Here is a 26,155-nt window from a genome sequence, read left to right as displayed (position 1 = left end):
ATCGGTCTCAGAACTTGAAGTAGACGAACTCATGGAGATCCCGACCACCCATGTGAAGCAGCAATGCGAATAGCCCAAGACCGAGCAGACCCGCGAGCCACGGATTGGGACGGCGCGTGAGCACCGCCACGATGTCCTGGCTCGCCGGCAGCAGGAAGGCGAACAGCGGCGCTGCGATTAGCGGCCACAAATGCTTTCCGCGCTCGAGCGGGAGCCGCGAAGCCAGTCCGGCGAAGACATGCCAGGCCGCCTCCACCGATCCTGCACGAAAGATCACGCCGGTCGCGAGCACGAACAGCACGGTAAGCGCCCAGCCGAGCCATGACGGGAACTCCGGGCCATAGCGACGCCACAGCGTGCAGGCGACCAGCGCAAGCCCGTGCAGCACGCCCCACAGCACGAAGGTCCAGCTCGCGCCGTGCCAGAGGCCACACAGCGCCATCGTGATCATCATCGCGCCGAAAAACTGCACCGGCAGCCAGCGCCGCGGCAGCAGGCGCAGATTGACCAGCGGATAAAACACGTAATCGCGCAGGAACAGCATCAGGGTGATGTGCCAGCGCTGCCAGAAATCCTGGATGTTGGTCGAGCGCAGCGGCGCATCGAAATTGTACGGCAGCTGCACGCCGAACAGCAGGCCGAGGCCGATCGCGACGTCGGAATAGCCGGAGAAATCGAACAGGATCTGGAAGGAGAAGCAGAAGGCGAGCCAGGCGTCACCGCCCGCGAGCGGCCCGTTCGCGGCCTGCGCGTAGATGGGATCGAGCAGATGCGCGAGGCCGTCGGCGATCACGATTTTCTCGAACAGGCCGATCGCGATGAAGCAGGTGGCGATGCAGAACTGACGCTGCCAGCCCGGAACGTAGACCTGCCTGCCGAACTGATGCATCACCTCCGACCAGCGCGCCAGGGGCCCGGCGATCGCCTGCGGGAAGAAGGCGATGTAGAGCGCATAGCGGTCGAACGCATAGAGCGGCGCCCTGCCGCGCTTCAGGTCGACCAGATACATGATGTGATGGAAGGTGAAGAAGGAGATGCCGAGCGGCAGCCCGACGTCGAGCACCGGCAGCGTCGTACCGAGCACGAGACCCAGATTAGCGAGAACGAAGTTGGCGTATTTGAACAGGGCCAGCACCGCGAGATCGAGCCCGATCACCAGCGTCAGCAGCGCCGGCCATTTCACGCGCCCATAGGCAACCGAGGCGAGCCAGTTGATCGCGATCGAGCCGATCAGGAGCAGGATGAAGGACGGGCTGCCCCAGGCATAGAAGGCGAGCGACAGCGCGACCTGCACGCCGATACGCAAGCCCGGATAGGGATCGGCCAAGCGATAGATCAGCAGCGCCGCGGGCAGGAAGACCAGGAGAAAGGGATAGTCGTTGAACAGCATCGGTTCACAGCCGCGCCATCGCCGGCGTGAGCCGGCGGATGATGCTCAGCCCGTTTCGAGGTCGGGCGCAGCGTCACCCGGCTGCCGCAGCATGCGTCGCGCAATCTTCTCCTCGCTCGGCACCTTGACGTCCCAGGCCAGTCCCAGCGCTTCCAGCGCCCGGATGAAGACAAAGCCCGGATCGAACTCGAACCAGCGCAAGCCGAAGGCCGCGGAATAGGGAAAGGCGTGGTGGTTGTTGTGCCAGCCCTCGCCCCAGGCAAGCCAGGCCACCACGCCGAGATTGCGGCTGTTGTCGTCGCGGGTGACGAACGGCTGCGCGCCAAAGCTGTGCATGACGGAGTTGATGGCCGACATGGTCTGCTCGACCACGAACATGCGCACCACGCCGCCCCAGAGCAAGCCGGTCAGTGCGCCCCACGGGCTCATGGTGGCGAGGCCGCCGATCGCGGCCGGCAGCACCAGGCCGAGACCGACCCAACTGTAATAGTAGCTGTTGACGGCAACCAGCCTGCGATCCGCCATCAGGTCCGGGACATAGTGCGCAACATTGGGATAATCGTGCGCGATCATCCAGGTCAAATGCGCGTGCAGGAAGCCGCGCAGGCGGCCGAATGCGCCCTCGCCGTGCAGCCGCGGCGAATGCAGATCGCCGTCGTGATCGGACAATTCGTGGTGCCGGCGGTGCATTGCCGCCCAGGACAGCATGGGGCCGCGGCCGGCCATCGATCCCATCACGACCAGGATCGCACTCATCGCCGTGGAGGTCGCGAAGGCGCGGTGGGTGAAGAGCCGGTGATAGCCGACGGTAAGGCCGAGGCCGGTGACCAGCCAGAAGCCGACGAACAGGCCAAGCTCCATCGCGCCGATCGGGCGGTAGAACAGAAGGACCAGCGCCAGCAGCGTGCCGACGAAGGGCAAAACGTCGAAGATCATGAAATGCCGGCGCTGCATCCGGCGAAAATGCCGGCTGCGGATAATTCGATGATCGCGTTGCTGCTGCACGGGCGGGATTCCAGGGCACCGACTATGAGTACATACCCCCGCGGCGGGCGCAACCCAAGCCACCGCCCAAGGTTTCAACAGCCAGGAAAGCCTATACAATAGGACGCACGCGCCAAACGCGTTGAAATATCGCCCCTTTCCCCTTGCCCCATGAGCCACCATGCCGTCACGTGCTGCGACGATCTTGACCGTACTGTCACTTCTCATTGCGGGACCGGCCATGGGATTCGATTCGGCATTTGATTCGGCTTTCGACCTCGAGGCCCATCGCGGCGGGCGGGCACTGCTGCCGGAAAACACGCTTCCGGCCTTCGCCAACGCGCTGTCGATCGGCGTGGACACGCTGGAGCTCGATGTCGGCATCACCGCCGACGGCGAAGTCGTCGTCTCGCATGAGCGCGGGCTCAATCCTGATATCACGCGGGATGCGAGCGGCGCCTACGTCACGCCTCCCGGCACGCCCTTCGTGAAACTGCGGCTCGCCGACGTCAGGACCTATGACGTCGGCCAGATCCGGCCAGACAGCCCTTACGCGAAGCAATTCCCCGACCAGCGCGCCATGCCCGGGACCCGTATTCCGACCTTGAGCGAGCTGTTCGCGCTGGTGCGCAAATCCGGCAATACGCGCGTGCGCTTCAACATCGAGACCAAGATCGATCCGAACCATCCGGACGAGACGCTCGATCCGCAATCTTTCGTCACCAAACTGCTCGGCGTGATCGAAGCCGAGAAATTCTCCGACCGCGTCATGATCCAGTCGTTCGACTGGCGGACCCTGCTGCTCGTCCAGCAGCGGGCACCAAAGATGCCGACGGTGTACCTGACGCTCCAGCGCGGCTCGGGCCAGACGGTGGCGCTGGACAAGGCGACCAATTGGACGGCGGGCTTCAGCCCGGCCGATCACGGCGGGTCGCTGCCGCGGACCATCAAGGCGGCGGGCGGCGCGGTCTGGTCACCCTATTTCGGCGATGTGACCGCGGCACTGATCGCCGAGGCCCATGCGCTCGGGCTGCATGTCGTGGTCTGGACGGTCAACAAACCCGAAGACATGGCGCGCATGATCGAGATCGGCGTCGACGGGATCATCTCCGACAGGCCCGATTTGTTGCGGCAGGTCGCTGGCGAGAAGGCAATCGCGTTGCCCGCGGGGACGCCGGTGGAGCCGTAGAAGCGGGCCCTACTCCCCGTCCCGCAAGCGCCGGTACAGCGCGCCCAAAATGTTGGAGTAATCGTCGGTCCAGACCCGCACCCGGTCGTCGGCTTCGGTCTGCTCCCATGTTTTCGACGATGCGAGCCTGCCGACGTCGGCATCCTCGCGGGCGGAGATGACGACGTCGGTCGAGAAGATGTAGTCACCATCGCGCCCGGAATCCTCGTTGTAGACCCAGCTCTTGAGATCGTTGGCATCGGCGATACCGACCACGACCGTCTCGAGATCGAGGTGGCGGTTGGAGACGTGCATCACCACGGCGCCGTGCGGAGCGAGCTTGTCCTTGTAGATCTTCATCGCCTCTTCGGTCGCAAGATGGATCGGGATCGCATCCGACGAATAGGCATCGACGATGATGAGATCATAGGCACCGTCCGGCTCCTTCGCGAAGGTGAGGCGGGCATCGCCGATCACCGGCTTCAGGCCCGGCATGCAGCTCGAGATGTAGCGGAAATTCTTCGGATCGCTTGCCGCGTCGACCATGGACTGATCGATCTCGAAGAATGTCCAGCTCTCGCCGGGCTCGGCGGCGCAGGCGAGCGTGCCCGATCCGACGCCGATCGCCGCGACCTTCAGCGGCGCGCCCTTGCGCTCGCGCATCGCGGTCACGGCCTGACCGATGCCGCCGTCCTTGTGATAGTAGGTGATCGGCTCCGGCCGGCCGGTGACCGGCGTGCCGTCATTGTTGAGGAAGCGCTCGGCGCCGTGAATCGTGGTGCCGTGCATCAGCACGTGGAAATAGCCGCCGGGCGTCACCACGATCTTGTGCACGCCGAAGAAGCTGCGCACCGTGGTGACGCGGCCTTCGTCCGCCGGATAAACCCGGATCAACGCCAGCGCGAGCGCGACGGTGGCGAATATCTTCCAGCGGCCGGCGTTGACCGCCAGCGCCAGCAGCGCGGCGAGCACGCCGACGCCGCCGGCCATCCAGACCCGGTGATCCTCGAACCAGGTCGATAGCCCGCCCGTCGTGGTGGACGGCACAACGAGCACGACGGCGAGCGCGGCAAGCGCCAGCCAGTACCATTTGACGATGCCCGCCAGCCGCTCGTTCGCGGGCGGCCGGCACAGCGCGGCAAGCGCAACCAGGATCGGATATTCGGCGATCCAGGAGAATGTGAACGGCGCAAGGAGCCCTGCGAACAGGCCGCCGACCATGCCGCCGAACGATAGCGCGACATAGAATCCGGTGAGATATTTGGCGGCCGGCCGGGTTCGCGCCAATTCGCCGTGGCAGGCCATCGCGATGACGAAGAAGCACAATTGATGACCGCCGAGCGTCAGCAGCAGGTTCTGTTCGCCGCCGAACGCCAGCAGGAAGACGACGCCCGCGATCGCGACCGGCTGGAGCATCAGCATCCATTTGTGCGGCAGTAACGGCCGCGACTGGAACACCACCACCCAGGTCAGGAGATACAGCGACAGCGGCAGCACCCACAGCAGCGGCGCTGCCGCAACATCGGTCGAGATGTGCGCGGTGACGGCGATGAGCAGGCCGGACGGCACTCCGGCGAGGAATATCCAGCGCAGCCGCGTCATGAGACCGGGCGCCGGCGCATTCAAATCCTCGGTTCGCGCATCGACCATGGCCAGTTTCGGCGAGCGCAACAGCAGCACGCCGCAGGCGGCGATCAGGACGATCAGAATGCCGTAACCGCCGGTCCAGAGCCGGTTCTGCGTGTGCAGCGTGAACATCGGCTCCAGCAGGAACGGATAGGACAGCAGGGCGAGGAAGCTGCCGATGTTGGAGGACGCATAGAGGAAATAGGGATCGTGTCCGGCAGGATGCCCGGTGCGGACGAACCAGGCCTGCAGCAACGGATTGTTGGCGGCAAGCGCGAAGAACGGCAGCCCGATCGAGATCACGAACAGACCGAGCAGCCAGATCGCGTAGCCCGAAGCGGGCGGATCGCCATAGGCCGAGGCGATGCCGAGCGGCAACGTGACGAACGCCGTGATCAGCAGCAGGAGATGCACCACCACCGGAACGATGCGGTTCCTCACCTGCATCAACAAATGCGCATAGGCGTAGCCCGCCAGCAGCAGCGACTGGAAGAACACCATCGCCACCGACCACACCGCCGGCGAGCCGCCGAGCCGCGGCAGGACCATTTTCGTGAACAGCGGCTGCACCGAGAACAGCAACAGCGCGCTGACGAAGATCGCGGCGGTGTAGACCGTCAGCAGCAGCCGGTTGCGTGACGAGGACGGCTGCTCCGTGGCGGCGGGTTGCACGATCGAATCCATGGAAGCTCCAGCCCCGGCGGGCGCCGGGCGCGCGCAATGGAGCACAAGGCGCCTGAACGGGCAATAAAGGGTCTCGTGATGTTGCAGCGGGGAATGCTTGATATACAGATGTCCCGAGCCCGGTCGTTCAGACCATCCCGGAATGGGCGTGGAACAGCTGACCCCTTCATGATCGAAACCGACGTCATCATCATCGGCGCTGGCCATAACGGCCTCACCTGCGCGGCCTATCTCGCGATGGCCGGCTTGCGCGTGCGCGTGGTCGAGCGCCGCAAGGTGGTCGGCGGGGCCGCGGTCACGGAGGAATTTCATCCCGGCTTCCGCAATTCGGTCGCGGCCTACACCGTGAGCCTGCTCAATCCGCTGGTGATCCGTGACTTGAAGCTGGCCGAACAGGGCCTGCGCATCGTCGAACGGCGCGCGCAGAATTTTCTGCCCGCCCCCGACGGCAGCTATCTTCTCACCGGCGAGGGGCGGACGCAGGCGTCCGTCGCCCGGCTGAGCCCGCATGACGCAAATGCACTCGACGGGTTTTCGCGCGAACTGGAAGATATCGCCGACGTGCTTCGGCAATTCGTGCTGCGCGCGCCGCCAAACCTGCTCGATGGTTTCGGCACGGCCTCGATCCGCGAAGCCGTGAACGCATTCCAGAGCGCCAACATCCTGCGCGGGCTGTCGCTGGAGCAGAGCCGCAGCCTGCTCGATCTCTTCACCCGCTCGGCCGGCGAGATGCTGGACGAACGTTTCGAGCATGATCTGGTCAAGGCGCTGTTCGGCTTCGATGCCATCGTCGGCAATTATGCCAGCCCCTACGCCGCGGGCTCGGCCTATGTGATGCTGCATCACGCCTTCGGCGAGGTGAACGGCAAGAAGGGCGTCTGGGGTCACGCCATCGGCGGCATGGGTGCGATCACGCAGGCCATGGCGCGCGCCGCACGCGACCGCGGCGTTGTGATCGACACCGATGCAGGCGTGCGCGAGGTCATCGTCGAGCGCGATCGCGCGGTCGGCGTGGCGCTGGAGAACGGTACGACCATCCGCGCGAAATATGTCGCAGCCAACGTCAATCCGAAACTGCTCTACACGCGGCTGGTCGCCGCCGATGCGCTTCCCCAAGACTTCCTCGCCCGCATCCGGCACTGGAAGAACGGCTCCGGCACCTTCCGCATGAACGTGGCGCTGGACCGCCTGCCCTCCTTCACGGCGCTGCCGGGCGACGGCGATCATCTCACCTCCGGCATTATCCTGGCCCCTGATCTCGGCTACATGGACCGCGCCTTTTTCGATGCCCGCGCGCACGGCTGGAGCCGGGAGCCGGTCGTGGAAATGCTGATCCCCTCGACGCTCGACGACACGCTCGCGCCCGCAGGACACCACGTCGCAAGCCTGTTCTGCCAGCACGTCGCGCCGGAGCTTCCCGATGGGAAGTCGTGGGACGACCATCGCGACGAGGTTGCCGACCTCATGATCGCGACGGTGGACAAATACGCGCCGGGTTTTGCGACAAGCGTGCTCGGCCGCCAGATCCTGTCACCGCTCGACCTCGAACGGCAGTTCGGCCTGCTCGGCGGCGACATCTTCCACGGCGCGCTGACGCTGAACCAGCTGTTTTCGGCGCGGCCGATGCTGGGCCACGCCGATTATCGCGGGCCCGTGAAGGGCCTCTATCATTGCGGCTCCGGCGCCCACCCCGGCGGCGGCGTCACCGGCGCGCCTGGCCACAACGCCGCCCAGGCAATCCTGAGGGATCACCGGTCGTTGTTCGGAAGCCGTGGATAAGCCTGTGGATGGGCTGTGGACAGACTGTTGGCAAAGCTGTGAAAGGGCGGTGGGTTATGCCCCTTCAAAGCCTGCTACAAATCGGTGGAAAATCCGGGAATGAGCGGCGGGATAATCCGTGGACAAAGTCCGGACAAACCAGCGGGTAGCCTGTGGGCATTCTGTGAAAACCTCTCCCCAAAACGACTTCGCCCGCCAGGGGGCAATTCCCCCGGCGGGCGCGGCTCGAAAGCAGTCGTATGGAGAATTGCCCCGCCGGGAATGGGAGGCGGAAATTACTTTAAGGAGCTGCTAATCGAAGTGAACTTGTCGTTCATGGTGGTGCCCAGTCCGTTCACGACGGTGATGATCGCCAGCGCGATGCCGGCTGCGATCAGGCCGTACTCGATTGCGGTTGCACCTGAATCGTCGGTCCAGAATTTCAAAATCATGCGCTTCAAGTCTCGCCTCCTTTTCCATTTCAAGCTGTGTGGGTTGCCCAACACCCGCAAATCTACGTGGCACAACCTGCGGTCGGGTTAACCTCATAAATGCAAGTTATTAGAAAAATCGGGAACAAAAGTTCCAAAAATTGAACCGGACGGAACCCTGAGATGCAGCCTGCCCCCACCCATCGCGCCAATTTTTCGATCGGCAGCGAGATCGCCGCAAGGCGCATTGTCGACGTCCTCACCGAAATGTTCTTCGAGGATGATGCGGCGGTCGCCGCCTTCGAGCAGCCGAACGGACAGTGGGACGTCGCGCTGCATTTCGCCCACGCGCCGGACCGGGCGTGGCTGCGCGAACTCGTTGCAACATCAGCAGGAAATGAGATCGCGGACACGCTGGCCTTCGACACCGTCGAAGCCAGGGACTGGGTCAAGTCGAGCCTGGAAGATCTCGTCCCGGTGCCGGCCGGGCGCTTCGTCGTCCACGGCAGCCATGACCGCGACCGCGTGGCCCCGAACAAGCTCGCCATCGAGATCGAGGCGGCTCTCGCCTTCGGCACTGGCCATCACGGCACCACACGCGGCTGTTTACTCCTGCTTGACCATGTCCTGAAACGCACCCGGCCGGACCGCGTGCTCGACCTCGGTACCGGGACCGGCGTGCTCGGGATAGCGGCGGCGAAAGCGCTGCATCGCGCGGTGCTGGCCTCCGACATCGACCCGGCCTCGGTCAAGGTGGCAGCCGAGAACGCCGTGTTGAACGAGGTCGGTCACCATGTGCGAGTGATCCGCGCCATCGGCTTCGCGGCGGCTGATTTCGGCAGACGCGGCCCGTTCGACCTGGTGCTGGCCAACATCCTTGCCAATCCGTTACGGCAATTGGCGGGCCCGATGACGCGCCACCTCGCCCCTGGCGGGCGCGTCATCCTCTCCGGCCTGTTGACGCCCCAGGTCCCCGCCGTGATCGCCGCCTACCGCGCGCGCGGCCTCGTGCCTCTGAAGCACATGCGAATCCAGGGATGGAGCAGCCTGTTGCTGCGGAAGATGGGGTGAGTACGGCTGCTGCCGTAGATGCCGCTACTTTGCCGTCTCTTCGTCCCGGCGCATCGCGCGCTCGGCCTGCGAGGCGCGCCTCGCGCGGCGTTCGGCGAAACGGTCGATCATCTGGCTGATCAGGCCGCGCGGTTTCTTCGGTGTTGCCGCAGCCGGGGCGCGGCGCACCGGCGGCGTAATCTTTTCAAACGTGAACGCTGGCATCGAGTGTCCCCTCGTCGTTGAGATGAACAACTTGCTCGAATTTCCCTGTCATCTGGACGAAGCGCAACTGCCGCATCCTGTACTCCACTCAATTCGAATGGAACTTGTTCAAGCACAGTCCATGCCAGATGCGACCTCAAATGCGTCTACATTGCGGACTGATCCGCATGATCCTAAAGTGATCCACCATGTTCGAAGCGCATTTCCAGACATTCGAGGAGCCCGAGGCCGGCGTCGCATTGACAGCCCGGCTGGCCGCGCTCCGTGAAGAACTCGCCCGCCGCAAGCTGACCGGTTTCGTGATTCCACGCGCCGATCAGCAGCAGAATGAGTACGTGCCGCCGTCCGAAGAACGTCTCGCCTGGCTGACCGGTTTTACGGGCTCGGCGGGACTGGCGGTGGTGCTGACGCACGAGGCCGCGGTCTTCGTCGACGGCCGCTACACGATCCAGGCGGCCAAGCAGGTCGATTCAAGGGCCTGGGCCGTGGAATCTCTGATCGATCCCCCGCCGGAAAGCTGGATGTCGGCACACCTGAAGGCCGGCGACCGCCTAGGATTTGATCCGTGGCTGCACACTTTTGCAGCAGCCGAGCGTTTGGCCGCCGCCTGCACCAAGGCCGGTGCCGAACTGGTCGCCGTCGACAGCAATCCGGTCGATGCGATCTGGCAAGACCGGCCACAGCCGCCGATTGCGCCGGTCACGGTGCACGGAATGCAACATGCCGGCGTGACTGAAGCCGAGAAGCTGACGCAGATCAGGAGCGAGATCGGCAAGCTCGGCGTCGATGCGTTGGTGCTGTCCGACAGCCATGCCGTGGCCTGGACCTTCAACATCCGCGGCGCCGACGTCGCGCATACGCCGCTGCCGCTGTCCTATGCGCTGGTGCCGAAGGACGGCCGTCCCACCATCTTCATCGATCACCGCAAGCTCTCAAATCTGACCCGCGACCATCTCGAGCAGTCCGCCGACGTGCGCGAGCCCGATGCGATGGCGCCGACGCTGATGGCGCTCGCCAAGAGCGGCGGATCGATCGCGCTCGACAATGCGACCGCGGCCGACGCCCTCAGCCGGCTGATCACGGGCGCCGGCGGCAAGCCGGTGCGCGGCAGCGATCCGATCGCGCTGCTCAAGGCGGTCAAGAACACGACCGAGATCAAGGGCACGCAATCGGCGCACCGGCGCGACGCCGTGGCGCTGGCACGCTTCCTCGCCTTTATCGACCGCGAGGCGGCAAGCGGCAAGCTCACCGAGATCGACGCGGTCGAGGCGCTGGAGACATTCCGCCGCGACACCGGCGCGCTCAAAGATGTGTCGTTCCCGACCATATCGGGCACCGGCCCGAATGGCGCGATCGTGCACTACCGCGTCACCCGCAAGAGCAACCGGCGGATCGTCCACGGCGATCTGCTGCTGATCGATTCAGGTGCACAATACGAAGACGGCACCACCGACGTCACCCGCACCATGGCCGTGGGCGAGCCGACCGACGAGATGCGCGACCGCTTCACGCGTGTGCTGCGCGGCCACATCGCGATTGCGCGGGCGATCTTTCCCGACGGCGCCACCGGCGCGCAGCTCGACACACTCGCACGGCAATATCTCTGGGCCGCCGGCGTCGATTTCGAGCATGGCACCGGCCACGGCGTCGGCAGCTATCTGAGCGTGCATGAGGGGCCGGCGCGAATCTCGAAGCTCGGCACTACGCCGCTGAAGCGCGGCATGATCCTGTCCAACGAGCCCGGCTACTACAAGACAGACGGTTTCGGCATCCGCATCGAGAACCTCGAACTGGTGGTCGAAGCCGATATCAAGGGCGCGGAAAAATCGATGAACGCGTTCGAGACGCTGACCCTGGCGCCGATCGACCGCCGGCTGATCGATGTCGGCATGCTCAGCAAGGACGAGCTCGACTGGCTCAACGCCTACCACGCGCGCGTCAGGGCCGAGGTGCGGCCGGCGCTGGACGAGACGACCAAGGCCTGGCTGGACCAGGCCACGGCGGAGTTGAAGGCGTAAGCGCGTCGTCGCAAAGCCGCATGGCTCCACGCGCTTTGCGCAAGGCTGCTTCTCCACCACAGCTGTCATGCCCCGCGACCCGGCTACGCCAAGGCTTCGCCGGGGTGAGGTCTAGGGGCGCCGAAGCTTTAGCGAAGGCGGCAGGCGGGGAATCCAGCATTCCAGAGACAGGAAACGCATGCGAAGAAGCCGCGGCGTACTGGATCGCCCGGTCAAGCCGGCGATGACACCGACTTTTTGACGCGAGCAACGCGCCCAAGCGGCGCTATGGCGCCCTCATCATAACCGTCCCGGAATCCGTATAGCCGCATTCCGAAACGCCGATATGCGTCTTGCGCGAGCGCGCTACAGTCCGATTCGAATTTCTACGAGACGGACACGCATGCACGGCATGATCAGCAAGCCGCCGGACACGGCGAAGAACCTCGCGACCTCGCGCGTGGTGTTGCTGCTGCTCGTCGTCATGACCGGCATCGCGCCGATCTCGCTTTACATGCTGGTTCCGGCGCTGCCGGTGCTGGCGACGACCTTTGGCAGCGACATCTCGGTCGCGCAGATGACGGTGTCGCTGTACATGGTCGGCATCGCGCTGTCGCAACTCATCATGGGCCCGCTGTCGGACCGTTTCGGGCGGCGACCGGTGCTGCTCGGAGGACTGGCGCTGATGGTGGTCGCCAGCGCCGCCTGCATCTTCGCGGAAACCCTGCCGCAGCTGATCGCCGCGCGCTTTTTCCAGGCGTTGGGCGGCGCCGCGGGCATGGTGGTGAGCCGCGCCATCATCCGCGACATCTACGAGCGCGACCGCGTCGCCTCGATGATCAGCCTCGTGGTCGCGGCGCTGATGATCGGGCAGATGGTCTCTCCGCTCAGCGGCGGCCTGATCGAGACAGCGTTCGGCTGGCGCGCGATCTTCTACGCCATCACCGTCGCCGCGATCATTGTCGCCGTCGGCATCGCATTCGCGCTGCCCGAGACGCGCCGAGATCGCGCCGCCGGCAGCGGCTTTCGCGGCGATGTCGGCATCCTGATCCGCAACCGCGCCTTCGTCGGCTACGTGATGTGCCAGGTGCTGGCCTCGCAGATCATCTTCACCTTCGCCGGCGGCGGCCCCTATATCGTGGTGACGCAGATGGGCAGGACGAGCGCCGAATACGGCGCGTGGTTCGCGACGACGGGTTTTGCCTATCTCGTCGGCAATCTGCTCTGCGTGCGCTTCGCGCCCAGGCACTCGCTGGAGAAGTTGATCTGGTTCGGCCTCGCGCTTCAGCTTTGCGGCAGCCTGTTGAACCTGCTCTGGAGCTTCACCGGCTGGAACGAGGCGCCCGCCTGGCTGTTCGGCACGCAGATGATCGTGATGGTCGGCAATGCCTTCGTGATGGCGAACTCGGCCGCCGGCGCGATCAGCATCCGTCCCGAGGCCGCCGGCACCGCATCAGGTGCGATGGGCTTTCTCCAGCAAGGCATCGGCGCGCTGATGTCGCAATTCGCCGCCTATCTCGGCGGCCATTCCGCGACCACGCTGCCGCTCACCGCCGCGGTACTGGCGATCTCCCTGCTCTGCGCCTGCACGATGATCTTCGTCGTCCCCCGCCGCGAGGTCATGATGAGCGAGACGCTGATCGAGCAGGCGGAAGAGGAAGAGAGCGGGATGATGTGATCGGGCGCGGTGAGGCCTTCTTCCTTCTCCCCTTGTGGGAGAAGGTGGCGCGCGTAGCGCGCCGGATGAGGGGTCTCTCTCCGCGCGGGTCCCCTCTCAAAGCTTGAACTCGAGAATAGAACCCCTCATCCGGCGCTACGCGCCACCTTCTCCCACAAGGGGAGAAGGGAAGAGTCACTCCCCGATCAGCTGCAGCCACTCGTCCTCGGTCAGCACCTTGACGCCATGCTTGTTGGCCTCCGCGAGCTTCGAACCTGCGCCGGGGCCTGCGACGACGAGATCGGTTTTCTTGGACACCGAGCCGGACACTTTTGCGCCTAACCGCTCAGCGGTGGCCTTGGCCTCGTCGCGCGTCATCTTCTCCAGCGAGCCCGTGAACACCACGGTCTTGCCGGCGACGGCGGAGTTGCTCTTCGGCTTCTCCGCGTCGATGATCTCGACCTCCCTGGTGAGCCGCTCGACGATGCCGCGATTGTGGCTCTCGCCGAAATAATCGGCGATGCTCTTGATCACGGTCTCGCCGATCTGGTCGAGCGCGTCCATCTCGGCCATCGCCTCCTCGTCGCCCTTGGCGACCTTCAGGCTGGCATCGTGGAAGGCGTCCCAGGAGCCGTAGCCGCGGGCCAGCGCCAGCGCCGTGGTCTCGCCGATATGGCGCATGCCGAGCGCGTAGATAAAACGCTCCAGCGCGATCTTGCGACGGCTCTCGATCGCGCCGAACAGATTGCGCACCGAGGTTGCGCCGTAACCCTCGATGTCCTCCAGCTTGAGCTTTGCGTTGCGCTTTTCCAGCGTGAAGATGTCGGCTGGCTCCTTCACAAAACCTTCGTCGAAGAAGTACTGGAGCTGCTTCTCGCCAAGACCGTCGATGTCGAAGGCGCGCCGCGACACGAATAGCTTCAGATGCTCGATCTTCTGATAGGGGCAGGCGAACTCGCCGGTGCAGCGAGCGCGTGAGCCCTCTTCGCCCGCCGCCGTCTCCTCGCGCGTGACATCGGTGTGCAACGGGCACGGGCACTTCTTCGGAAACTGGAATTCCCTGGCAGCCTTCGGCCGCTTGTCGAGGACGACGTCGACCACCTGCGGGATGACGTCGCCGGCGCGCTGGATCACGACGGTGTCGCCGATCCTGATGTCGCGGCCCTCGCGCAGCACTTCGCCCTTGTTGCCGATGCCCTTGATGTAGTCCTCGTTGTGCAGCGTGACGTTCTGCACGATCACGCCGCCGACGCCGACCGGTTCGAGCTTGCCCACCGGCGTGAACGAGCCGGTGCGGCCGACCTGGATCTCGATGTCGCGCAGCACCGTCGTGGCGCGCTCGGCCGGGAATTTGTGCGCGATGCCCCAGCGCGGCGTGCGCGAGACGAAGCCGAGCCGTTCCTGCCAATCGATGCGGTCAACCTTGTAGACGACGCCGTCGATGTCGTAGTCGAGTTTTGCGCGCTGTTCCTCGATCGCACGATGAAACGCCAGCAGTTCCTCGACGGAGTGACAGAGCTTGGTCAGCGGGTTAGTCCTGAAGCCGCAGCGCTCGAACCAGCCGATCATGCCGCTCTGCGTGCCCTCTGGCATCGCGCTCATCTCGCCCCAGGCATAGGCGAAGAAGCCGAGGGGGCGCGAGGCGGTGATGGTCGGATCCTTCTGCCGGAGCGAGCCCGCGGCCGAGTTGCGTGGATTGGCGAAGATGGTGCTGCCTTCCGCCTTCTGCCGCTCGTTGAGCGCCAGAAACGCCTTCTTGGTCATGTAGACCTCGCCGCGCACCTCGCAGATGTCGGGGACGTTGCGGCCCTTCAGCCTCTTCGGCACGTCTTCGAGCGTGCGGATGTTGGCGGTGACGTCCTCGCCGACCGCGCCGTCGCCGCGAGTCGCCGCGGTGACGAGTTCACCGCCCTCGTAGCGCAGCGACATCGAGAGGCCGTCGATCTTCGGCTCGGCGGAAAAATCGATCTTGTCGTCGTCGAGCTTCAGGAAGCGCACGATGCGGCCGACGAAGTCGCGCAGATCCTCTTCCGCAAAGGCGTTGTCGAGCGACAACATGGGGACGGCATGCCGCACCTTCTTGAAGCGGCCTGATGGTGCAGCACCGACTTTCTGCGACGGAGAGTCCGCGCTGACGAATTCCGGAAAGCGCTTCTCGATCGCGTTGAAGCGCTGGCGTAGCGCGTCATACTCGGCGTCGGTGACGGTGGGCGCGTCGTCCTGGTAGTAGCGTTCGTTATGCCCCTCGATCTCGAGCGCGAGCCGCATGTGCTCGACCTTGGCCTGCGCCTTGGTGAGGTCGGCGACTTCGCGAAGCGGTGTTGGTTTCGATTTTGCTGCTCTGGCCATGGTGCTTGGATACGATGGAGCGGGCAGGAGGGTAAAGGCGGTTACAGTTTCGTACCCCGGACTCAACGTTTAGGGCCCTGCGGTTGCGCGCGTCCGGGACACGAAATCAAGCCGTCGCCGCCTTGAGCAGACGGTCCGCGGCAGCCCTCGCCTCGGCGGTGATCTCGGCACCGGCGAGCATCCGCGCGATCTCCTCGCGGCGGTGGTCGGCGGCAAGCGCATTGACGCGGGTCGCAACGCGCTTGCCCTTGTCCAGTGCGTCCTTTGAGATCAGCAAATGCTGGTCGGCACGGGCGGCGACCTGCGGGGCGTGGGTGACGGCCATCACCTGGACCTTGCCGGCGAGCCGCGCCAGCCGTCCGCCGATGGCGTCCGCGACCGCGCCGCCGACACCGGTGTCGATCTCGTCGAAGACCAAGGTCGGCGCCGAACCGCGGTCGGACAGCACGACCTTCAGCGCCAGCAGGAAACGCGACAGCTCGCCGCCGGAGGCGACCTTCATCAGCGGCCCCGGCTTGGTGCCCGGGTTGGTCTGCACCCAGAACTCGACGCGGTCGAACCCTTGCGGGCCCGGAGCTGCCTCGTCGGTCTCGACCTGGGTCATGAACTTTGCGCGCTCGAGCTTGAGCGGCGCGAGCTCGGCATTGACGGCCTTGTTGAGCTTCTCCGCCGATTTCTGCCGCGCCATCGACAGCTTCTTCGCAGCCGCCGCATAGCGCGCATCGGCCTCGATCGCGGCCTGCTCCAGCTTCTTCAGCCGTGAGGCGCCGGCATCGATCAGAACGACATCGGCGGCGTATCTTGCGGCCAGCGCGGCGAGCCCGTCGACCGGCGTCGAATATTTGCGCGAGGCGGCGCGCAACGCGAACAGGCGCTCCTCGATGCGTTCGAGCTCCGAGGGATCAAAATCGGTTGCGGCAAGCGCCGCCTGAAGATGCTGGTCGGCTTCCTCCAGCGCGTTGATGGCGATGTCGATCGCCCTCACCGCGGGTTCGACCAGCGCCGGCGAGTTGACGCCGCGACGCTCCAGCCGCCGCACGGCGGCCGACAGCGAGGCGACCGGCGAATGGTGGCCGCCGACCGCCTCCTGCGCCTCGCGCAGGTCGGAGGCGATCTTCTCGCCCTGCATCATCGTGGTCCGACGGGAGGCCAGCGAGGTCTCCTCGCCGTCCTTGGGCGCGAGCTGCTTCAATTCGTCGGAGGCGTGGCGGAGGTAATCGGCTTCGCGCGCGGCGCGCTCCATGCCGGCGCGATGCTCCTCCAGCGCGGTGTTGGCGGTGCGGCGTGCGTCCCAGAGCGCCTCGACCGCCGAGACGTCCTTTTCGAGACCGGCGAAGGCGTCGAGCAGGCGGCGGTGGGTGGCGGCATCGACCAGCGCGCGCTCGTCGTGCTGGCCGTGGATCTCGACCAGGGCAGCCCCGACCGCCTTCAGCGTCTGCACGCTGATCGCCTGGTCGTTGATGAAGGCGCGGGTGCGGCCGTCGGCGAGCTGGACCCGGCGGAGAATCATCTCGCCGGTATCGTCCAGCCCGTTCTCCGCGAGGATTTTGGCCGCGGGATGGTTTTTTGGGATATCGAATACGGCAGTGACCTGCCCCTGCTCCGCCCCATGCCGCACGAGGCCGGCATCGCCGCGGCCGCCGAGCGCCAACGCAAAGGCATCGAGCAGGATGGATTTGCCCGCACCGGTCTCGCCGGTCAAAACCGCGAGGCCCGGTGCGAATTCGATATCGAGCCGTTCGATCAGGACGATGTCACGGATCGACAGACGCGCCAGCATGGAATTCTATTTCCTAGCCGAGACCCATTTTCTTGAAGGTCTTGCTAATCCAGGACCCCTGATTCTCGCTCGGTTCGAGACCGCCTGATTTTACAAGATTATAGGCGTCCTTGTACCAGCGACTATCAGGAAAATTGTGCCCGAGCACGGCGGCGGCCGTCTGGGCCTCGCCAACGATGCCGATCGCCATATAGGCCTCGGTCAGGCGGTACAGCGCCTCCTCGACATGGCGGGTGGTCTGGTACTGCGTCACCACGGCCTTGTACCGGTTGATCGCCGCCGTGTAGTCGCGCTTCTGCGCGTAATAGCGGCCGACGTTCATTTCCTTGCCGGCGAGCTGGTCGCGCGCACCTTCGATCTTGGCCTTGGCCGAGGTCGCATATTCGGAGGTCGGATATTTGCGCACCACCTCTTCCAGCGAGGCGATCGCCTTCTCGGTGCGGGTCTGGTCGCGGCTGATGTCCGGAATCTGGTCGTAATGCGAGGCGGCGATCAGATATTGCGCGTAGGCCGCATCCGGGCTGCCGGGATGCAGCGTGACGTAGCGGGTGGCCGCGCCGATACAATTGTCATAATCCCCGCCCTGGTAGGACGCGTAGGCCGACATCAGCAATGATTTGCGGGCCCAGTCGGAATAAGGATGCTGGCGGTCGACCTCTTCGAACTTCTTGTTCGCCGCCTTCATGTCCTTCTTCTCGTTCATGAGGTACAGGCCCTCATTGTAGATCTTGTCGGCGGGCTCCTCGACGAAGGTGTCGTCCTTGGCGGTGAACTTGTCCCAAAGCGCGCCGGTGCCGCAGCCGGCCAGCGGCAGCGCGAGCACGAAGAGGGCGACAACCTGAAGCAGCCCACGGGCTCGAGACGAGACTTCTCGAGACGGGACTTGAAGATATCCGCGCGTCATACGCTGTGCCGACATGAGTATTGCCCTGACGCCCTGTGGTGCGGTGTCCGCCAGCCCATGAACCCCGTCCTGGGCGCGAAATATAGCCGTGGTGCCTGCCGTGCGACCACGCCGGTGTAACCGAAAAACGATCTTCAACCAACCGGATAGGCAGGCATTCCGCCCGGATTAAGGCGAGGCGCCGCAATCCTAGCCGATCATCGTTACCAGGAGTTTCCCGGGGAAAGCCGCCGCCAAACGCCCGCGGCGACGGGTCTCTTCAGGACGCGTCTCTCGTCTAGGAAACGTCCGCTGCAGGAAACGTCTCTCTTCAGGAAACGTCCGGCCCGTAGACCGCGGCGATCCGGCCACCGACGATGCCGCGACCGGTTTCGGCCACCGGACGCGTGGTGCGGCGGGCTGCCTCGCCCTCGACCACCCGCCAAGCGGTGCGGTCGGCGAGCAGCGCGGTCAGAACGGCGTGGTTGAGCTTGTGGCCGCCACGTACCGAGCGGTAGGCGCCGAGCAGCGGCAGACCCGCCAGCGCGAGGTCGCCGATCACGTCCAGCACCTTGTGGCGGGCGCATTCGTCGGCGTAGCGCAGGCCCTCGGTGTTGAGCAGCCGCTCCTCGTCGAACACGACGGTGTTGTCGAATGAGGCACCGAGCGCGTAGCCGGCGCTCCAGAGCCGCGCGACGTCGCACATCAGACCGAAAGTCCGGGCCCGGCCGACTTCGCGGCGGAAACGCTCCGGGTTGAGGTCGAAGGCATAGCTCTGCTGGCCGATGACAGGATTGGTGAAGTCGATCTCGACCTCGGCGCGGAACCCGTCGGCATAGGGCCTGATCTCACCGAAGGAGTCGCCGATCTTGACCGAGATCGGCTTCAAAACCTGGATGAAGCGGCGCTGCGCCGGCTGGGTCACGATGCCGGCCTGGTCGATCGCCGCAACGAAGGCTGCCGCGCTGCCGTCCATGATCGGCACTTCCGGCCCATCGATCTCGATGATGGCGTTGTCGACGCCCATTCCCCGCAGCGCAGCAAGGACATGCTCGGCGGTGGAAACCAGCGGACCGTTGCGATCACCGAGGACGGTGGCGAAATCCGTCGCGATCACCTGCTCGGCGGTGGCCTGAACTTCGCGGTCGCTTCCCTCGAGCCCGGTGCGGATAAAAACAAATCCCGCGTCGACAGGCGCGGGTCCAAGCGCGAGCGTGACAGGAAGACCGGAATGAACGCCGACGCCTGCCACACTGGCTTGCGCACGAAGCGTTGTTTGCCGGCTAAATTTCATCAGGAACCGCCCCACTACGACCATCGCGACTTATACTGAACCCGACTGCGGCCTAGACCGCTGTTCCGAATCCGTATCCCCAAGTCACGGCAAACCATAGTCACTGCCCCAAACAGCGCCAACTCACGCTTTTTTACTGATTGTTACCCCAAACCCGCCGTATTCGCGCCAAGGCTTAACCAAATTGGACCGGAGTTCGGGACCGTTTTCGGTAGTTTTACTGAACCATCGAATACGTAATTAATGATTTAAAATCAGTTGCTTGGCCACGCAATCCGGATATGCACGGGGCAAAAGAAAAGGTCCCGGCAAGCTTCCCCCCGGGACCTTTTTTCGTCTGCCTTATTGTAACAATCCTCAGGTCGCCTGCCGCCGCAGGAAGGCCGGGATATCAAGATGGTCATCTCCCTGTGGCGCTGGGGCAACAGGCGCGGGACGGCCGTGCATGTCCAGGCCCTGCGGCGCGGGACGACGGGCATACTCAGACACCGGCTCGGTAGAAGCGATTTGCTGCGCCACGGTCTTCTGGGGGCGGCGATCGGGCAGTGGCGGCATCGCGGGACCGGCGGTGCGGGCCGCGATCGGCGCCTCGGTCTCCTCGTCACGACGGCCGAGGCCGACATTGGCGAGGCGCTGCAGCAGCGACAGCCGGGTCTTTTGCGGGGTCTCCTCCTCGACCTCGCCGCGGGCCTGGCGAAGCTCGGCCTGGGCGGGCATCGGAAGTTCCTCGATCCGCGGCATCCGCGGTGTGCGGACCGGTGCACGCTCGGCCTGCGGAGGGATGAAGGTTTCCGGCGTCATCGGCTCTTGCATGGCCATCGGCGCCTGCTCGGGCTCGGGGAACAGCGTGGGCTTCTGCGCGATCGGGCGCACGGTAACGTCGCCATAGGTCTGCATCGGCGCGGGAGCCTGCGGAACGTCCGCAACGGCGGCGGCGATGGCGGCAAGCGCAGCGCGCTCGACGTTCGGACGCGGAGCCGTGGGAGCGGCGGCAAATTGGCCCGTTCCTGTGGCCGGGGTCTGTCCTTCGAACTTCTGGGCGCGCTCGGCCATGCGCTGATTGTCAGCGCGCAGCCGCGCGGTCAGATCGGCAAGACGGCTCTCGGCAGCCGCGGCGGGAGCGGCGGGAGCCTGCTGCGCCTGCGGAGCAGGATTCGCCACGGGAGCGCTGGTGGCCTGGCTGTTGCGCGCGATCGCGGCCTGTTCGATGCCGGTGGCGACGACCGAGACGCGGATCAGGCCATCGAGGGCCTCGTCGAAGGTGGCGCCGACGATGATGTTGGCGTCCTGGTCGACTTCCTCGCGGATGCGGGTCGCAGCTTCGTCGACCTCGAACAGGGTGAGATCCTTGCCGCCGGTGATGGAGATCAGGAGGCCCTTGGCGCCCTTCATCGAGCTATCGTCGATCAGCGGGTTGGCGATCGCGGCTTCGGCGGCGGTCAGCGCGCGCTTGTCGCCGGAGGCTTCGCCCGTGCCCATCATCGCCTTGCCCATCTCGCGCATGACGGCGCGGACGTCGGCGAAGTCGAGATTGATCAGGCCTTCCTTGACCATCAGGTCGGTGATGCAGGCAACGCCCGAATAGAGCACCTGGTCGGCCATCGCGAAGGCGTCGGCGAAGGTGGTCTTCTCGTTCGCGACCCGGAACAGGTTCTGGTTCGGGATGATCAGCAGCGTATCAACGACCTTGTGCAGCTCATTGATGCCCGCTTCCGCGGTGCGCATGCGGCGGCCGCCCTCGAAGTGGAAGGGCTTGGTCACGACGCCGACGGTGAGGATGCCCATCTCGCGCGCGATCTTGGCGATCACGGGAGCTGCGCCGGTGCCGGTGCCGCCGCCCATGCCGGCGGTGACGAACACCATGTTGGCGCCCGAGAGATGGTCACGGAGTTCGTCCATGACTTCTTCGGCCGCGGCCGCGCCGACCACCGGCTGCGAACCTGCGCCCAACCCTTGCGTGGCCGCCGTGCCCATCTGCACGATGCGCTGCGCCTTCGACATCGTCAGCGCCTGCGCGTCGGTGTTGGCGACCACGAAGTCGACGCCCTGGAGGCCCGCCGTGATCATGTTGTTGACGGCGTTACCACCGGCGCCGCCGACGCCGAACACGGTGATGCGGGGCTTCAGTTCGTGAATATCAGGAACATTGATGCTGATGGTCATGTTTGCCTCTCGATCACGCGCGCGTGGGTTCGCCCCGGCCGGCGGCCGCGGGAGTTGGTGAAAATCGAATATTGCGGGAAGGAGTCATCAGAAGCCCTCGCGTAGCCATCGTCCGACCTTTCCGAAATACCCGCCGGTCCCCGTCCTGACCTGCTGCCGCGTATGCCGCGGTTCGACATGTTCGTGGTGAACATATTGCGGGTAGACGAGCAGTCCGGCCGGCACCGCGAAGGCGGCGTTCTTCGCCTCGTTGGGCAGCCGGCCGAAACCGAGCGGACGTCCGACCCGCACGGGCCGGCCGAGAATCTGCGTTCCGAGCTCAACGAGACCCGTGAGCTGCGAGGCCCCGCCCGAGAGCACGACGCGGCCGTTCGGCTCCGAGGCGAAGGGCGAGTCCTTCAGCTTGTCCCGAACCATTTCGAAGACTTCCTCGGCACGATGCTTGACGATGTTGGCGATGGTAGCGCGGGAGACGATCTGCGGCAGATCCTGCTCGTCACCGGCTGTCGGTACAGACATCAGCTCACGCGAGTCCGATCCGCCGGTGATGACGGTCCCGTATAACGTCTTGATTCGCTCGGCATCGGCAATGGTCGCGGAGAGTCCGCGCGCCAGATCCATCGTGATGTGTTGCCCGCCGACCGCAAAACCCGCGGCATGCACGAAGTGGCCGCCGGAAAAGACCGCGATCGTGGTGGTGCCCGCGCCCATTTCGACCACGGCGGCGCCGAGATCGGCCTCGTCGTCGGTCAGCACCGACAGGCCTGCCACATAGGGGCTTGCCGCCATTGCTTCGACGTTGATGTGGCAGCGTTCGACCGCCAGCATCAGGTTCCGCGCCACCGTGGCGTCGCAGGTGACGACATTCATGTCGATGCCGAACTGATGCGCAACCATGCCGCGGGGGTCGCGGATACCTTTGACGCCGTCAAGCGTGTAGCCGACCGGCAGCGCGTGCAGCACGGTGCGGCCTTCGCCGGTGGCGTGGCGCATGCCGGTGGAGGTGACGCGGCTGACATCGGCCGGTGTCACGGCGCCGCCGCGGATGTCGGCCGCAGCTTCGACCAGCTGACCGGAGAGCCGGCCGCCGGAGACCGACAGCAGCACGGACTCGACCCGCACCTTGGCCATTTTCTCTGCAAGCCCGACGGCCTGTCGCACCGCCTGCTCGCATTCGCCGAGATCGATCACGGCGCCGGCCTTCATGCCGCGCGACTGAATCTGGCTGTAGCCGATCAGCTCCACCGCATGGGTCCGGTCGCGCAGGGCTTCGCTCGGCGCCGACGGCTTCAGCCGCGCGATCATGCAGGCGATCTTGCTGGTGCCGATGTCGAGGCAGGCGACGAGGCCGCCGCGCTTGTGCGGCATCGGGCGTGTCTTCGGTGTCTGGGTGCGATCAAGACCGGTCATGCAGCGTCCCCGGCCTTTTTCTTCTTCTTGTCCTTGAACAAATCGTCGCGCGCCTTGGCGGCGTCCTCGGACAGCTGCACGACGAGCCGATCGGGCAGGCGCAGGTCGACGGCGACGATGTCGCGGGAGAACAGCCTATCCTCCTTGTCGAGCCTGGACAGCATCGCAAGCGCGTTGCCGACGTCCTGTTCGGGCAGGCGGATGTCGAGGCCGTCCTTGAGCCTCAGGTTCCAGCGCCGCTCACCGACGAAGATCGCGGCCTTGGTAATGGAATTGACCTGCGGATAGCGCGCCAGCAAAGCGAGGAAATCGCGGGCCTGCGTCTCGGCGCCCTTGCCGACCACGAGCGGCAGCGACAGGAAGCGGCGCGAGACGTAGGGTTCGAGCACGGCGCCGTCATCGGCGATGACGGAGAGCCGGCCGGCCTCCTGCCACAGCGCGAACGCCTTGCGCTCGGTGAGCTCGATCATGAGCTGGCCCGGATAGAGCTTCAGCACGGTCGCATCCGCGATCCAGGGATTGGCCTTGAGCTTGTCGCGCACGGCGTCGGCGTCGAGAAACAGCAGCGAGGATCGGCCGCTGACGCCGCCGATCGCGAGGATCTCGTCCTGGCTGAGCTGCTTGCGACCGTTGATCACGACGGAGGTGATGCGGAAGCCGGCGGAATTGGCCAGCGCGTTGCGGGTGTCGTTGACCGCCGTGATGAAATCCTGGAGATGGCCGCCCTTGACGATACCGAAGCCGCAGCTTCCGATCAGGAGCAGCACCGTCATGCTGATCCCGACCCGGCGCGGCAGATAGCGCTCGACCAGCGCGACCAACCGCGGCGGCGGCTCGCGCTCGACGATGGCTTTGGCCCTGGTCTTTTCCTTGGCGGCAGCACGGGCGCCGAGAACTCTTTCCTGACGCTTGTCCTGCACCCACTCGCGCAGAAGCACGACCGCTCCGATAGCGGCCGCCTTCAGGTCAGCTTGGGGCCTCAGCGATCTGAAAAGCGACCGAGTGAGGCTTCCTGCTCCATCCATTGCACGAGCTCGTCAACAGTTTGCCCGCGACATCGCGCGGGTCCTGGCGAACATGACGTCTCGGACTTGCCGGGCCGGGTGCTGGTCTTCAGCAGAAGAAAACCTCTCCCCTTCAGAGCGTTCGCTGGGGGTGACAACACCCGCAACGGTCCACGCGCCGGCAGCCAAAGCGTCATATGCGCCGCCAGCGTTAACCTTCGGACGTCCTGGTAAACAAAAGGTAAAGTTCGTTAACGACGTGAGCTTTTTGCCCAGGCCTGTGAGGCATTTATGCCGCAATATCCGGCATTTTACCGGTTTTGGGTTCCAAAACCGGCCGTTTCGCCAGTTCGGCCGTTAACCAGTCCTAATTATTTTCGCACACCGGCCACAGCGAGCTCGATCAGGCCGCGCAGGAAGTCGACGAACTCGATGCTCTCGGCCTTCAGCGCCTTGGGGTAGAGCGAGGACTTGGTCAGGCCGGGCAGCGTGTTGGTTTCGAGATAGACCAGCCCCTTGTCCGAGACGATGAAGTCCGAACGGGAATAGCCGGTACACGACATCGCCCGGTGCGCCAGCATCGCCTGGTGCTTCAGCGCGGCGGTGATTTCGGGTGCGAAACGGCCGGGACAGATCTCTTGGGTCGACTTCAAAAGATATTTCGCCGCGTAGTCGAAACTGCCCTCGCCCGGAATGATCTCGATCGGCGGCAGCGAGATGATCGAGCCGTCCGGCCGCTCCAGCACGCCGCAGGTCGCCTCGACGCCGGAGATGTAGGGCTCGATCACGTACTCTTCGTGCTTGGCCGCATTGCGAACGGCGACGAGATCCTGCTTGGCGTTGACGAAGATCAGGCCGTAGCTCGAGCCATCCCTGGCGGGCTTTGCGATCAGCCGGCCGTATTCGGCGAAGGCCTCGTCGATCTGGTCCAGCGCAATGTTGGCCGGCGGCGTCACGCCGCCGAGCGCGGCGAAATGCTTGGCCGCGATCTTGTCGAACGCGAGATGCGAGGAGGCCGAGCCCGATCCGGTGAACGGCACGCCGCGCGCTTCGCACATCACCTGCAATTCGCCGTTCTCGGCACGCCCGCCATGCAGGCCGAGCACCAGCACGCGGTCCTCCGCCCTGGCCTGGTCGAGCGCCTGCTCCAACGGAATGCCCGACGTGCCCGGCTTGAACTCGTCCTCGAACGGGCGGGCATGTTCGAGCAGCTGTTTGGACTGCACGACATGCACCTTGTCCTCGACGTCCCACCACCAGAGATCGGCCTCGGGCAGCGCCTGATGCAGCGCCTGGGCTGAGGCGACGGAAACCAGACGTTCGCGGTTGGAGCCGCCGAAGAGGATGGTGATGCGCATGTTCTCTCGTCGCTTGTCCAAATTAGCCGGGAATTCCGATCCGCTTGATTTCCCAGTGTAGCTCAATTCCGGAATTTGCCTTCACCCGTTCACGTACGGTCTCGCCCAGCGTCTCGATATCGTGCGCGGTGGCATTGCCCGTGTTGATCAGGAAATTGCAGTGCATCTCGGAGACTTCTGCACCGCCGACGCGCAAACCGCGGCAGCCGGCGGCATCGACCAGCTTCCAGGCGGAATGGCCGGGCGGATTCTTGAAGGTCGAGCCGCCGGTCTTTTCGCGGATCGGCTGCGCGGTCTCGCGATGGGTTTGCACTTCCGCCATGCGCGCGCGGATCGCCTCGGCATCCCTGAGCTCGCCGCAGAACCGCGCGGAGGTGAAGATGATGGAGGCATCGACGCCGCTGTTGCGGTAGACAAACTTCATGTCGGCATTGGAGAAGATGTGCTTCGTGCCGTCGCGCCCGACGCCACGCGCCTCGATCAACACGTCCTTGGTCTCGCCGCCATTGGCGCCCGCATTCATGCGCAGCGCGCCGCCGATCGTGCCGGGAATGCCGAAGTAAAATTCGAGCCCGCCGATATTGGCCGACGCGGCGACTTCCGCCACGCGCTTGTCGAGCGCGGCTGCGCCCGCGGTGACGACATCGCCGCTCGCGCTCGCCTCGCCAAAGGCGCGCGGCGCAAGCCGGATCACCACGCCCGCCATGCCGCCGTCGCGCACGATCAGGTTGGAGCCGACGCCGACGACATAGACGGGAATGTCGCTTGCGAGATGCGCGAGGAAATAAGAGAGATCGTCCTCATCCGTCGGCGTGAACAGCACCTGCGCGGGACCTCCGACGCGAAACCAGGTGAGCTCGGCGAGCGACTGGTTCGCCAGCAGCCGGCCGCGAAGATCGGGCATCACGGCTTTGAGGTCGGGTGTGATGTCGGGGAAGCTCACT

Annotated in this window: 19 protein-coding genes; 5 read left to right on the top strand and 14 right to left on the bottom strand. The window is 65.1% G+C overall.

Translation table 11 applies throughout. From position 1 onward, the window contains the following. Positions 1-7: 7 nt before the first annotated feature. The gene (locus tag IVB07_RS09870; protein ID WP_247294845.1) at positions 8-1,390 is read right to left on the bottom strand and encodes an MBOAT family O-acyltransferase; all 1,383 of its coding nucleotides are present in this window, start codon (positions 1,388-1,390) and stop codon (positions 8-10) included. Positions 1,391-1,435: 45 nt separating this feature from the next. Beyond that, complete coding sequence (locus IVB07_RS09865; RefSeq protein ID WP_244561297.1) at positions 1,436-2,395, bottom strand: fatty acid desaturase; 960 nt, start codon at positions 2,393-2,395, stop codon at positions 1,436-1,438. A 220-nt stretch (positions 2,396-2,615) separates the two neighbouring features. On the opposite strand from IVB07_RS09865, the gene IVB07_RS09860 reads away from it, so the two are divergent. Continuing rightward, positions 2,616-3,563, top strand: a complete 948-nt coding sequence (locus tag IVB07_RS09860; RefSeq protein ID WP_247294849.1) for a glycerophosphodiester phosphodiesterase — start codon at positions 2,616-2,618, stop codon at positions 3,561-3,563. Positions 3,564-3,572: 9 nt separating this feature from the next. On the opposite strand, the gene IVB07_RS09855 is transcribed toward IVB07_RS09860, so the two are convergent. Beyond that, entirely contained in the window at positions 3,573-5,852 is a 2,280-nt protein-coding gene (locus IVB07_RS09855; protein ID WP_018454256.1) for a fused MFS/spermidine synthase, read from the bottom strand. Between the two features lie 168 nt (positions 5,853-6,020). Between IVB07_RS09855 and IVB07_RS09850 the strand changes: the two genes are divergently transcribed. After that, entirely contained in the window at positions 6,021-7,631 is a 1,611-nt protein-coding gene (locus IVB07_RS09850; RefSeq protein ID WP_085385411.1) for an NAD(P)/FAD-dependent oxidoreductase, read from the top strand. A gap of 275 nt (positions 7,632-7,906) precedes the next feature. On the opposite strand, the gene IVB07_RS09845 is transcribed toward IVB07_RS09850, so the two are convergent. Beyond that, a complete protein-coding gene (locus tag IVB07_RS09845) occupies positions 7,907-8,071 on the bottom strand; it encodes a Flp family type IVb pilin (protein WP_018454254.1) in 165 nt (54 codons plus the stop codon). 153 nt (positions 8,072-8,224) lie between these two features. Here IVB07_RS09845 and IVB07_RS09840 point away from each other — a divergent pair, with 153 nt between their 5' ends. Beyond that, the gene (locus IVB07_RS09840; RefSeq protein WP_018454253.1) at positions 8,225-9,112 is read left to right on the top strand and encodes a 50S ribosomal protein L11 methyltransferase; all 888 of its coding nucleotides are present in this window, start codon (positions 8,225-8,227) and stop codon (positions 9,110-9,112) included. A 24-nt stretch (positions 9,113-9,136) separates the two neighbouring features. On the opposite strand, the gene IVB07_RS09835 is transcribed toward IVB07_RS09840, so the two are convergent. Then, the gene (locus IVB07_RS09835; RefSeq protein WP_018454252.1) at positions 9,137-9,316 is read right to left on the bottom strand and encodes a hypothetical protein; all 180 of its coding nucleotides are present in this window, start codon (positions 9,314-9,316) and stop codon (positions 9,137-9,139) included. A 188-nt stretch (positions 9,317-9,504) separates the two neighbouring features. On the opposite strand from IVB07_RS09835, the gene IVB07_RS09830 reads away from it, so the two are divergent. Both IVB07_RS09830 and IVB07_RS09825 read left to right on the top strand, forming a co-directional pair. After that, complete coding sequence (locus IVB07_RS09830) at positions 9,505-11,334, top strand: aminopeptidase P family protein (protein WP_247361205.1); 1,830 nt, start codon at positions 9,505-9,507, stop codon at positions 11,332-11,334. Between the two features lie 382 nt (positions 11,335-11,716). Beyond that, positions 11,717-12,991 (top strand): multidrug effflux MFS transporter, encoded by a 1,275-nt coding sequence (locus IVB07_RS09825; RefSeq protein WP_247361203.1) that lies wholly within the window; start codon positions 11,717-11,719, stop codon positions 12,989-12,991. Positions 12,992-13,165: 174 nt separating this feature from the next. Here IVB07_RS09825 and ligA read toward each other — a convergent pair whose 3' ends face one another. From ligA to murB, 9 genes are all read right to left on the bottom strand, one after another. Then, positions 13,166-15,319 carry an NAD-dependent DNA ligase LigA gene (ligA, locus tag IVB07_RS09820; protein ID WP_247361177.1) on the bottom strand — a complete coding sequence of 718 codons (2,154 nt, stop codon included), beginning with the start codon at positions 15,317-15,319 and terminating at the stop codon, positions 13,166-13,168. 106 nt (positions 15,320-15,425) lie between these two features. Next, a complete protein-coding gene (gene recN, locus IVB07_RS09815; RefSeq protein WP_247294859.1) occupies positions 15,426-17,099 on the bottom strand; it encodes a DNA repair protein RecN in 1,674 nt (557 codons plus the stop codon). A 13-nt stretch (positions 17,100-17,112) separates the two neighbouring features. After that, positions 17,113-18,018, bottom strand: a complete 906-nt coding sequence (locus IVB07_RS09810) for an outer membrane protein assembly factor BamD (protein WP_026232697.1) — start codon at positions 18,016-18,018, stop codon at positions 17,113-17,115. 295 nt (positions 18,019-18,313) lie between these two features. Then, positions 18,314-19,276, bottom strand: a complete 963-nt coding sequence (gene lpxC, locus IVB07_RS09805; RefSeq protein ID WP_247294861.1) for a UDP-3-O-acyl-N-acetylglucosamine deacetylase — start codon at positions 19,274-19,276, stop codon at positions 18,314-18,316. Positions 19,277-19,633: 357 nt separating this feature from the next. Beyond that, the gene (ftsZ, locus tag IVB07_RS09800) at positions 19,634-21,439 is read right to left on the bottom strand and encodes a cell division protein FtsZ (RefSeq protein WP_018454245.1); all 1,806 of its coding nucleotides are present in this window, start codon (positions 21,437-21,439) and stop codon (positions 19,634-19,636) included. Between the two features lie 87 nt (positions 21,440-21,526). Continuing rightward, on the bottom strand, positions 21,527-22,849 hold the full coding sequence (gene ftsA, locus IVB07_RS09795) for a cell division protein FtsA (protein WP_018454244.1): 1,323 nt from the start codon (positions 22,847-22,849) through the stop codon (positions 21,527-21,529). After that, positions 22,846-23,874: a cell division protein FtsQ/DivIB gene (locus IVB07_RS09790; protein ID WP_026232695.1), complete on the bottom strand. Its 1,029-nt coding sequence runs from the start codon at positions 23,872-23,874 to the stop codon at positions 22,846-22,848. Before IVB07_RS09790 ends, ftsA begins: the two co-directional genes overlap by 4 nt. Positions 23,875-24,224: 350 nt before the next feature. After that, a complete protein-coding gene (locus IVB07_RS09785) occupies positions 24,225-25,211 on the bottom strand; it encodes a D-alanine--D-alanine ligase (RefSeq protein WP_085349138.1) in 987 nt (328 codons plus the stop codon). A 22-nt stretch (positions 25,212-25,233) separates the two neighbouring features. Further along, a complete protein-coding gene (murB, locus tag IVB07_RS09780) occupies positions 25,234-26,154 on the bottom strand; it encodes a UDP-N-acetylmuramate dehydrogenase (protein ID WP_247294863.1) in 921 nt (306 codons plus the stop codon). Position 26,155: the final 1 nt, after the last annotated feature.

Origin of the sequence: Bradyrhizobium sp. 172, assembly GCF_023101065.1 — a bacterium.
In the GTDB taxonomy this organism is placed as follows: Bacteria; Pseudomonadota; Alphaproteobacteria; order Rhizobiales; family Xanthobacteraceae; genus Bradyrhizobium; species Bradyrhizobium canariense_D.
Note: the sequence above shows the minus strand (reverse complement) of the source record. Positions and strands in the feature narration are given on the sequence as shown.

Coding starts and splice junctions, on each gene's coding strand:
- IVB07_RS09870 (WP_247294845.1), bottom strand. CDS start 1,390: ATGCTGTTCAACGACTATCCCTTTCTCCTGGTCTTCCTGCCCGCGGCG.
- IVB07_RS09860 (WP_247294849.1), top strand. CDS start 2,616: ATGGGATTCGATTCGGCATTTGATTCGGCTTTCGACCTCGAGGCCCAT.
- IVB07_RS09855 (WP_018454256.1), bottom strand. CDS start 5,852: ATGGATTCGATCGTGCAACCCGCCGCCACGGAGCAGCCGTCCTCGTCA.
- IVB07_RS09850 (WP_085385411.1), top strand. CDS start 6,021: ATGATCGAAACCGACGTCATCATCATCGGCGCTGGCCATAACGGCCTC.
- IVB07_RS09840 (WP_018454253.1), top strand. CDS start 8,225: ATGCAGCCTGCCCCCACCCATCGCGCCAATTTTTCGATCGGCAGCGAG.
- IVB07_RS09835 (WP_018454252.1), bottom strand. CDS start 9,316: ATGCCAGCGTTCACGTTTGAAAAGATTACGCCGCCGGTGCGCCGCGCC.
- IVB07_RS09830 (WP_247361205.1), top strand. CDS start 9,505: ATGTTCGAAGCGCATTTCCAGACATTCGAGGAGCCCGAGGCCGGCGTC.
- IVB07_RS09825 (WP_247361203.1), top strand. CDS start 11,717: ATGCACGGCATGATCAGCAAGCCGCCGGACACGGCGAAGAACCTCGCG.
- ligA (WP_247361177.1), bottom strand. CDS start 15,319: ATGGCCAGAGCAGCAAAATCGAAACCAACACCGCTTCGCGAAGTCGCC.
- recN (WP_247294859.1), bottom strand. CDS start 17,099: ATGCTGGCGCGTCTGTCGATCCGTGACATCGTCCTGATCGAACGGCTC.
- IVB07_RS09810 (WP_026232697.1), bottom strand. CDS start 18,018: ATGTCGGCACAGCGTATGACGCGCGGATATCTTCAAGTCCCGTCTCGA.
- lpxC (WP_247294861.1), bottom strand. CDS start 19,276: ATGAAATTTAGCCGGCAAACAACGCTTCGTGCGCAAGCCAGTGTGGCA.
- ftsZ (WP_018454245.1), bottom strand. CDS start 21,439: ATGACCATCAGCATCAATGTTCCTGATATTCACGAACTGAAGCCCCGC.
- ftsA (WP_018454244.1), bottom strand. CDS start 22,849: ATGACCGGTCTTGATCGCACCCAGACACCGAAGACACGCCCGATGCCG.
- IVB07_RS09790 (WP_026232695.1), bottom strand. CDS start 23,874: ATGGATGGAGCAGGAAGCCTCACTCGGTCGCTTTTCAGATCGCTGAGG.
- IVB07_RS09785 (WP_085349138.1), bottom strand. CDS start 25,211: ATGCGCATCACCATCCTCTTCGGCGGCTCCAACCGCGAACGTCTGGTT.